Here is a 9,684-nt window from a genome sequence, read left to right on the forward strand (position 1 = left end):
ATCGAAGACATGGCGCTTTCTAACGATCCCCATCCCGATTTTTTGTCGTCAATTCATCACGCCTTGTCGAGAATACCCTTCACATGTTGCATCGATTTGCTGAAGCACTCGTGCACATAAGCCATGGCCTTCTTCACTTTAGCCTGGGCAGCAGGGTAGTCGGCATTGATGGCGAAGAGCGTCTCCGCCATTTTGCTGGCAGGTGTTTCGTCCATTTCCAGCAGCCATTCGCCCAGACCGATGTCCTGGAACATCCAGCACTTCGGCGAATGAAACTCGGAGTAGGTGTGGATGATTGGCGTGCCGTTCGCCAGCGCGATGATGGGCGAATGCGGCTCGTGGCAGACGATGGTGTGGGCCCGCGCAAAGATGGAGGCCGCTTCATCGACGTTCCAGAAGCACTCGAGATTCACCACGTGTTTTTGAATCTCTGGCGGCAGGGGATCGTGGATGAGGCGCTTGTTGTGCTCCATCTCCTTCTTCACTTCGGGAGCAATGAGGACTTTGTGGCCGGTCTTCTTGACCCACAACGTGACGAGCTCCCGATACTTCGCCGCACGGCGTTCATCATCGGCGATCTGCTCAGGGGTGGGATGCAGCGGATTGAGTTTCGGGGTGCGGCTGTCGTCCACGCCGGGCAGCTTCGCCGTGTTGGTGCGCAGTTGCAGGGTGATGAACTTCCTCTCCTCCAGCCCGAGTTTTTTCATGGTCGCCAATCCGCGCACGTCATCGTGCACGTCGATGCCGAAGCAGCCATCCGGGCCGAATTCGAGCACGGAGGTCTTGATGCCGCCGCTTTTGAGGATGCTCAGCGTCTTCGTTTCGCGGGTGTAGATGAATGACGCAGCGTTCAGCAAGGCGATACGCTCTTCTGCGCCTTTGCCTTCGATCATGGAGGGGAAATATGACTGCCCGAAGAGCCCATACGGCTTGCCGGCTTTGTGGCAGAACTGCATGAAGCTGATGTCCTGGCCCATGCCGGAGTTGCGAATGAACAGATCGCAGTTCTTCACGGCTTCCTGCAATTTCAGATCGCCTTCACCCTTTTTGAAGAGGTTGCCCTGGAGGATTTCCACCTTCGGAAAGCGGGTCTTGAGCATCGCGGTGACGCGTTCATCCAGCTTCATTGCCCACAGCACCACCTTCACCTCAGGCAGATGTTTTTCTATGACATGCAGCGTACCCGGCGTGTGGCCGATGTCGCCAATGTTCACGGTGTCCCACGCGGATTGGAGGACAATGGTCTTCGGCTTGCCATCGGCGGCGAATACAGAACCGCCAAGCGCGGCGGTGACGGAGGCGATGAAGTGGCGGCGGGTAGGCATGGGATCAGGGGTTGGTTTCGAGGAGTTGCAGCGCATCCAGAATGACGAAGCCGTCGGTGGCGGTGTTGCTGATGGTGATGACGGTTTCGACACCTCCATCAAGCTGAACACTGCCGATGGTGCGAAACGCCTCCCCGGCAGCCAAAGCCTGCGTTTGATCAACAGTGATCTCGGTCTTGCGGCCGCTGCATTGAATGGTCACGGGCACCTTTGTCGCGCGTGTCTCATGGGGTGAATAAGCCATGCGCACTTCATAGAGGCCTGTCTTGGGAGCTTTGCAGCGAAAGATGGCGATGGACTGGCCATCAGCGCGTTTGTCATCATGGAGATAGCCGGTGCCGATGTGGGGCTTAAAGCCAGAGGAGCGGCTCCACTGGCCTTGGAGTTCCGCCTGGGTGTCATCGAGCACGATGCCTGGCAGGGTTTTCGGATCAACGTTCATCGCCCCCTTTGCTTCGGGCGGAACATCTGGCAGCACGGGCAATTCGAGCACCTGTTTCTGCGCCAGCAGCCGCTCACGCAATGCGGGGTAAGGCAGCTTTTGCACGGCGATTTTTTGCTTCGCACTCATAGCGGCGGCAATGCCCGCGCTCTGGCCGAGGATCATCCACGTCGGTTCCACACGGATCGAGGAGATTCCCACATGCGTGCAGGAGAGCGCCACGGGGACGAGCAGGTTGTCACACTCACCGGCCTTAGGAGTGATGGCACGATAAGGAATATGATACGGATAGCCATGCCGCCTTCCATCCATGCGGACCGGCATGATGGTGCCTTCATCTGTGACCATGTCCTGCGTGCCCACGCGCTGACAGTCGTGCGAGTCGATGGGGAAGGATGAGACGATGATGGGGTCGTCCTTTTTGGGATCGTCCATGATGTCTTTCTGCGAGACGATGTATTCACCGATCATGCGCCGCCCTTCGCGCACATAGAGCTGGGGCGACCAGTGGTCGTGGGCAGGGAACTCATCGCGGCAGAGACCGATCTCGGCCATCTGCTGGCGCAGTGGCTCTGGCACGGCGGGATCGGTGATGAGGAAGTGGTAAAACTCCAACGTGTACTGTTTGTGCGCCTCCCAGATTTTTGCGCGTCCGGCCTGGTCCGCTTCGCTCCAGCCATTGCAGGCACCGACGAGGCCCATGGAGAACTGTTTACCGATGCCATTGTTCGCGTCGAGTTTGTTGCCAGGCAGCGGATACAGATCCCAGAGCAGATGAGGCCGCTTTTCCTGCGCGAAGTAGCGCCGCACGACTTCAAAGCGTGCCGGGTCATATTGCGCAGGTTGTGGAAACGGCACGCGGTTTGCGGGGTCTTTCGTCACGCAAAGACGAAAGCTGTAAACCATCACGTTTTTGTCACCGGCCTCGTCTGGTCCAGCATCCGTCGTGGTGATGAGGGGGAGGGGCTTGCCTGTGGCATCGAGACCGGAGATCATCATCTTGGCCTTCGAGTAATGCTTGCCTGCAAGAGGCTCGCCGAATTCCTGCCGCCCTTCGCGGCCAATCGTCCAGCTCACACCGGCGGCGGCCATCAGATCGCCCTCATAGGTGCCATCGACGAAGACCTTGGCGGCAAAGTCGCCGTCGCTTGTCGTGAGTTTGGTGATGTGCGTGCCGTCTTTCGTCAGCGATTTCAATACCCGCTTTGTCAGCACCTTCACGCCCGCTTCATCCAGCATCTGCCGTGTGATCTTTGCCGCCACATGCGGTTCATAGGTCCAGTGTTTGTGATCCTTCTCGTTCACCTTGTAAGGCAGTTCGATACTGCGCAGCTGATAGTCTTGTTCGATGCGCGTATGCCATTCCTCGAACAAGCCCAGCACGGTGCTGCGCACGGTTTGATTGGAGTCGCTGAAACACAGACCGCCGGTGTTTACCCCGCCGACGTGATCCGTTGGTTCTAGCAGGACGACGGATGCGCCTTCACGGGCTGCGGCTATAGCCGCACAGAATCCACCCGGCGTGGCTCCATACACGATGACATCCGCTTCCGTAGCGGCATGGGCAGACAAACTGAGGGCGAAGAACAGGGTGGTGAATCTTGTCATGATTTTCACAAGGATTCACCGGCCGCATTTTGGACATTATTTTATCCGCTCGACCACAGCCCGATGTGCGGTGTCTTGCAAATAGGCCGCATCTTTTGGATCGAGGCCTTTGGGGATGAAGGTGTTTCCCACGGCGCTCTCGCCAAACAGGACTTCATACCAGACGCAGGCACCGAGATATTCGCCGGCCATGTTGGCGTGATGACCGTCCATGCTGAGGGCTATTTTGCCGCCGTTTTTGGGCTTGGCCCAGCGCCAGCCGACGTGCAGTGAGTGTGTCTGATTCGGCAACTCGGGCTGTTTGGCGGCTTTGGGATTGAAGGAGGTGTCGGTTTGATAGGCCCAGCTCGGATCGGTGTCCGCGAGATGGAAAGCAGCGCCGGTCGGGATGATGCGGGCGTTGAATTCTGCCGCGATTTTTTCATAGGCCGCGCGCAGGCCGATGTACATTTCCTCCTGCGACTGGGGTTCACCCGGCTTGATGAAGCGCGGGTCATCTTTTCGATACTCCCAGGTTTCATGCACGAGCAGCTTTGCCTGCGGCGCGTGTTTGGTGATGTAGTCGCGCAACCAGCCGGCATAGGGCTGATAGGTGGTGAAGTCGTGGCTCTTGATGCTGGCCTGCTGGATGGTAACGTAGTCCCACTTTTGCAGTTCGAGGTTTTCCTTCAGACCTCGCCCGTTCGTGTAGAGGCCAGCCTTGTCTTTCGGGGCTGCTTCATGTTTCTGCGCTTTGTCGGCGTGCACCTGCAGCGAGGCCCCGCCGATGACGAGGGGCTGATGAATCAGGGTGTGCCCGCCCGCCTTCGCGAGATCGCCAAGGTAATGCGTGGCATTGGCCGAGAAGCTGTTGCCGATGGTGAGAAGCTTCACCGTTTTGGCCTCGCCCGCGAAGGACGAGGCGCAAAACAGCAGGGCAGCGATCAGAGCGAACGCTTTCATAGGCAGCCTGTGGTTAGTGGCAGCCGCAGCCTTCGCCACAGCCTTTGGAGAACACTTCGGCTTCGGCAGGGACTTCACCGCGCTCGAGGCTTTTGCCGACGAAGCTGGTCACCACTTCGGCGATGCCGCGCAGAACGTCCTGGGCCTCGATGAAGCTGAGGATGGCGGTGTTGGCATCGCACTGGTCCTGCAGTTCGGTGAAGCGGGAGACTTCATCGCCAGTGGGCTCTTCGCCGTTGTGCTGCTTCTGGTGCAAGGCGCGGCCGAGAGTGGCCATCTCGCGATAGAGTGAGACTGCCGATTCATTGGCGAGGAAGGCTTCCGCTTTTTCGCGGGCATTTTTCACTTCGCTGTCGGCCACGAGGATTTCGCACAGTTCGACGATCTTGGATTTGATTTGGGGGGATGCGTTCATGGGGTTGCGAAGTTAGGCCGGAATAGCCGATTCAAAGGGAAAAGTCGGACTATTTACCATGCTCGCGCCGCAGCGAGATTGCGCTTGAAGCCCTCACGCACGAGGGAGAGGTCGGAATCCATGGCGATCCAGGTGAAGCCCAGGGCTTTGAGTTTCTCTTTGTCATCGGCATGGCGCACGAGGATACCGCAGCCTTTACTGTGGTCCTTGGCTGCTTTGACGATGCTGTCCACGCAGTCGTCGTAGCTGTGCGGGGACTGCTGCGCCTTGAGATCGAAGGACAAATCGGCGGGGCCGATGAAGAGCGCGTCGATGCCCTCCACAGCGGCGATTTGCTCTGCATTCGCCACCGCTTCGGCGGTTTCGATTTGGGCGAGGATGATTGGTTTGGGCATCGCGCCGTCTGGAAGTCGCATGCCGTAGCCGTAGGCACGGACGGTGCGCGATACACCGCGATGGCCGACGGGGGGATAGGATGCTGCGTCCACGCAATGCCGCGCCTCTGCGGCGGTGTTTACATGCGGGATCATGATGCCCTGTGCGCCCCAGTCCAGCACGCGGGCGATCAGGTCGGGGTGCGGGGCACTGACGCGCACGATGGCGATGATGTCGCTGCCACGGAGGGCACGCAGTTGATTTGGCAATGCCGCTTCGGATTCGCAGCCGTGTTCGAGGTCGATCAAGACCCAGTCAAAGCCGCATTCGGCAGCGAGTTCGGTGACGGCAGGCGAGCCGATGGAGAGGAAGGTGCCGATGTGGGATTTCATGGTCGAAGAATGTCGATGCTGCTGGAGTTGCGCAAACCTTGCAAGGCCAGGTTCAGGCGTGAAAGGGTGAATGCGCGGAGTGACTGGCCGGAGGTGCCGGAGGAGATGAGGAAGAAGCCGTCGTCCCGGTCAAAGTAACCGGCACCGACGCGGATGACGGCTTTGACGATCATGTTACGCAGGAGGTGCAGCCAGAAGCGGCGCAGGTGATCTGTGGGCAAGGCGCGGATGGTTTGGTAGCCTGCGAAAGCCTGGCTGAGAAATGCAGCGTCATGGAAGCAGGCGAGGAGGGAGAGGTCGTCCATGGGGTCGCCGCTGATGGCGTCATCGAAGTCGATGAAGGCGGCGATTTGGGTTTCGGTGCCGAGGATGTTCCAGAGGGCGAGGTCTTTGTGGACGAAGCAGCCGGTGTCGAGGTGGAGGAGTGATTGGTGATGTTCGATCTCGACGAGGATTTCATCGCGCTGCGGCTGGGTGAGGAAACCGTGGGTGACGAGGAAGGCGAGGTGTTGATCGAGTCGGAGATGGAAGTAGTCGGCGTAGGTGGCGTGATAGCCGCTTAGGGTGGGTGCGTTTGATGAAGAACGCTCCGCTAACGCAGGGGGGGCCATCGCCGACCCGCCCGAACTCTCGGTGCCGACAAGCAGACGGGCGGGCTGTCGCCACACCCGTCCTACGTTTGTGTCTTCGAGCGCTCCGAAATTTGGCAGTGTGATCTGCTGCCAATGCGCCACTGCCGCGCCGATGTCGAAAGCGATGCGGGGCACATCGAGGCGAGCTTGTTTATGCCAGTGATTGAGATCAGGTGCGGAGATGCGTTCGAGTGCCTGCCAGGCGAAGGGGACGCGAGTGCGTGTGGCATCGCAGGCATGGACTCGCGGCGTGGGGACTCCGACGGCGCGCACGTGCTCCAGTAATGCCGATTCAATGGCCAGATGTGCGTCTTGCTCGGGGCCGTTTTCGACGCGGAGGAACATCGGCAGGCCGTTGATTTGAGCATTCCAGGTGAGGTGATTGCCCTGGCCGGCTCCCGCGCTCAGGGCGACGGCTTGGGTATCGAAATGCTGCTGCAAGGCCTCGCGCAGTTGCTGCTCGATTTGAGCATCGGCTTCACCACGTGTCTGAGTGCCGTGAAAGGCTGCGGGGCGGTCGCATTTCCAGTAGTAGATGTTACGTCGGCTCATGATTATGACTCCGGTTTGCGGCGCTTCCACCAGGAGGCAATGAAACCGCCGACGATGTTTTGCATGACACCGCTGAAGACCGAGGCGGCGGCGGCAAGTGGCATGGTGGGAAAATGCTCGCGGGCGAGCGCGGCGGCCATGCCGCCGTTTTGCATGCCCACCTCGATGCTGACTGTGCGAGCGATCGATTCAGGATAACGCAGCACTTTGGGAATGCAGTAACCGACGAAGAAGCCAACGACATGCAGCAGGAAGGCGGCGAGTGCCAGACGACCAAAGTTGGAAGCGATGGCCTCGGCGCTGGCGGCTACGATGCCGCCACTCACGAGTGTGAAGGCCAGCACGGCGATGGTGGGACCGCAGGCGCCGATTTTGTCGGCGGTGCGTGGTAGCTTCCAGCGAATGAGCACGCCCAACACGATGGGAGCGACGGTGAGCTGCAACGCCGAGAGGCACAGGCCCCAGGCATCCACTGGCACGTATTTTCCGGCCAGCGCTTGGGTCCACATGGGTGTAAAAAAGAAGGCCAGCATTGTTGATACGATGGTGAGCACCACGGACAGCGCGACATTCGCCCGGGCGAGGTAGCTGATCATGTTGGATGCCATGCCGCCGGGACAGCTCGCCACGAGGATGATGCCCACCGCGAGTCCGGGCTCCAGTTTCAACACGGTGGCAATCAGCCAGCCGATGAGAGGCATGATCGTGTACTGCGCGGCGAAGCCCAGAGCCACACATCCGGGCATGCGGGCGATGGCCTTGAAATCAGCAAGGCTCAGTGTGAGCCCCATGCCGAGCATTGAGGCGGCGAGCGACCAGAAAATCCAAGGCTTGTCGAACCACAGCATGGTCTGCGGCTTGAAGAACGCGATGATCGCGAGGCTCACGAGCCACACGGGATAGAGATTGTTAAACCAGTTGAAGAAGCGGGTCATGTGCGGTGATAGCAGGTGGGAGTGACGGTGCTCAAGGATGAACTTAGCGAAGTGCCGTGCCGGGGCCGGTGATTAACAGCACCAGCTTCTTGAAGTGCAGTTGTTCGCCTACCTGCACTTCTTTGCGATACAGGCTCACGCGATTGATCTCGCCGGGGAATAGCTGGACCTCCGGTGCAGCCACTTTTGTGAAGCCTGCACTTGTAAGGGCTTCCGCCTGACACGCGGCCTTGGGACGCAGTGTCGGTGTGAGGGCGTAGAGCGTGCCGGGCTGCGTGATCTCCACGTCGATTTTTTCGATGCTCGTGCGCAGGAACGGCAGGCCGCTGACCTGTTCCGGTATGGCTTCGATCACGTATGCGCGATCGGTGAAGAGCTTCGCGCCCGGCTTCATCACTGCGACCTCCTCCGGTAGGGGTGGAGGCCATATGATGCGCTTTTGATCTGCCTGCGGCTCGAACTTTCCGATGTCCTCAAGTTTGCCGAACATAATGCGCTCTTTGCGGCTCTGATCTTTGTCGCCCTGTGTCACGACGAGCCAGATCACGCCGTCATGTTTGTGGAAGGTGGGGTATTGGAAGGACTTTGGCGTCTCGAAGCGGTATTTGCGCTCCCATGTTTTGCCATCGTGGGAGACGTCCACATTGAACACGCTGCGGCTCACGCCCTGAATGCGGGTGGACTCCTGCCAGCCGAGGTAATAGATGCCGCCGAACTTGTCGAAGGTTGGCTTCGAGTTCGCTCCATTTGGCACGATGGGCAACGGTTTGCCCACGCTCCATGTTTTGCCATCGGGGGAGGTGGTGAAGTGGTAGTTGCCCTTGTCGTTGCGGCAGATCGCCATCCAGGTGCCATCTGGCAGACGATTCACGGCTGATTCGCTCAAGGCCTCGGTCTGCGGTTCATTGAAGTGGCCGAGTACTTCAAAGGTGGCGAGATCTTCATGCACCAGCGCCAGCGCGTTTTGTTTGCTGCTGAAGTTGTTCAGCGCGACGTAGGTTTTGCCATCGAACTTTTTGAACGAATCAAAGATGAAGAAGGCTGAATCTGCGGCTTTCCTGGCAAAGCCCTGAGCTGCGGCGTCGGCATGAAAATACTGTGGCTGGAAATCAAAGGTGCCTGCTGAGGTCTTCAGCTTTGCCTTGTGGATCGTCGGTGCGAACTCGCCGGACTTGAGATCGAAGTCGCGGAACCACATCTGCGACTGGCGCTTGCCGGGATCTTCGCTGGTGAAGTAGCAGCGCAGGGTGCTGGCGTCCTTCTGGAGGATGCGCGGCACAAAGCATGCGCCGACGGGCAGGTTTTCGTTTTCAAACTGCTGCTCGCTTTTCGCGAAGTCGATCACTTGTTCCAGCGCGAGTGTTTTCAGGTTTACGATGGACAGCGTGGCATAAATCTCTGGCCACCCTGCGCTCTCCCCTGCCCGCACATCGTTTGCTTCGGTAACGATGTAGGCGCGTTCGCCGACACAGACGAACTCGGCATCATGGGCACCTTTTACGTGAGGTGCGGAGGTGTTGACGAGGCGCTGCATGACAGTGTCGCCAGCGAGAGCGGGGTCCCACTTGGCGGGCACGATCTGAGGCTTTTCGAGCTTGCTGATGACCTGCTTCAAAGTGACCGCACCAGAGGTGTTCTTGCCAGCGGCGACGTCTTCCTCGCGGAACTGTGCGAGGAGGATTTCGCCATCGCCCTGGCGGTCGCGATCATAGGTGATCCAGATGAGGCCATCGCGATCCTGTACGCCATCGGGGTAGGAGACGCTGGTGCGGTCATCGAGCAGGATGCCGTCGTTCCAGGTCTTACCATCGTCGGTGGAGAGCTGGGCCGTGAGGTGGCTGCGGGTGCGTCCGGTGAAGCCGTGATGGTTGACGAGCAGCAGATTGCCAGAGGCGAGGCGGCGGATGAAGAAGCGGGAGCCGGGATTTGGGATGGTGCTGGCTTTGGCCTCGGTCCAGGTGCGGCCTTTGTCTGACGAATGGCTTTCCCATAGGAAGCCGCCGCCGGTGCGGGTGAGCAGCCAGAGGCGGCCATCTTTGAGTTCGGTGATCATGCACTCCAGCGCC

General features: G+C 59.3%; 8 protein-coding genes. All 8 read right to left on the reverse strand.

Annotation, left to right across the window (positions count from 1 at the left end):
- Positions 1-56 precede the first annotated feature (56 nt).
- On the reverse strand, positions 57-1,325 hold the full coding sequence (locus tag PSV43_RS16580; protein WP_300199752.1) for a polysaccharide pyruvyl transferase family protein: 1,269 nt from the start codon (positions 1,323-1,325) through the stop codon (positions 57-59).
- A 4-nt stretch (positions 1,326-1,329) separates the two neighbouring features.
- Positions 1,330-3,375 carry an FAD-dependent oxidoreductase gene (locus PSV43_RS16585; RefSeq protein WP_300199754.1) on the reverse strand — a complete coding sequence of 682 codons (2,046 nt, stop codon included), beginning with the start codon at positions 3,373-3,375 and terminating at the stop codon, positions 1,330-1,332.
- 36 nt (positions 3,376-3,411) lie between these two features.
- The gene (locus PSV43_RS16590) at positions 3,412-4,317 is read right to left on the reverse strand and encodes a DUF4886 domain-containing protein (protein WP_300199757.1); all 906 of its coding nucleotides are present in this window, start codon (positions 4,315-4,317) and stop codon (positions 3,412-3,414) included.
- A 13-nt stretch (positions 4,318-4,330) separates the two neighbouring features.
- On the reverse strand, positions 4,331-4,732 hold the full coding sequence (locus PSV43_RS16595) for a YlbF family regulator (RefSeq protein ID WP_300199760.1): 402 nt from the start codon (positions 4,730-4,732) through the stop codon (positions 4,331-4,333).
- Positions 4,733-4,785: 53 nt separating this feature from the next.
- The gene (locus PSV43_RS16600; protein ID WP_300199763.1) at positions 4,786-5,499 is read right to left on the reverse strand and encodes an aldolase/citrate lyase family protein; all 714 of its coding nucleotides are present in this window, start codon (positions 5,497-5,499) and stop codon (positions 4,786-4,788) included.
- Complete coding sequence (locus tag PSV43_RS16605; RefSeq protein WP_300199766.1) at positions 5,496-6,683, reverse strand: aminoglycoside phosphotransferase family protein; 1,188 nt, start codon at positions 6,681-6,683, stop codon at positions 5,496-5,498. The genes PSV43_RS16600 and PSV43_RS16605 overlap by 4 nt, the downstream gene beginning before the upstream one ends.
- Positions 6,684-6,685: 2 nt before the next feature.
- Complete coding sequence (locus tag PSV43_RS16610) at positions 6,686-7,618, reverse strand: bile acid:sodium symporter family protein (RefSeq protein WP_300199771.1); 933 nt, start codon at positions 7,616-7,618, stop codon at positions 6,686-6,688.
- 43 nt (positions 7,619-7,661) lie between these two features.
- Positions 7,662-9,684: sialidase family protein (locus tag PSV43_RS16615; RefSeq protein WP_300199774.1), on the reverse strand; the 2,023-nt coding region annotated here is incomplete at its 5' end.

Source organism: Prosthecobacter sp. (assembly GCF_029946185.1).
GTDB lineage: Bacteria > Verrucomicrobiota > Verrucomicrobiia > Verrucomicrobiales > Verrucomicrobiaceae > Prosthecobacter.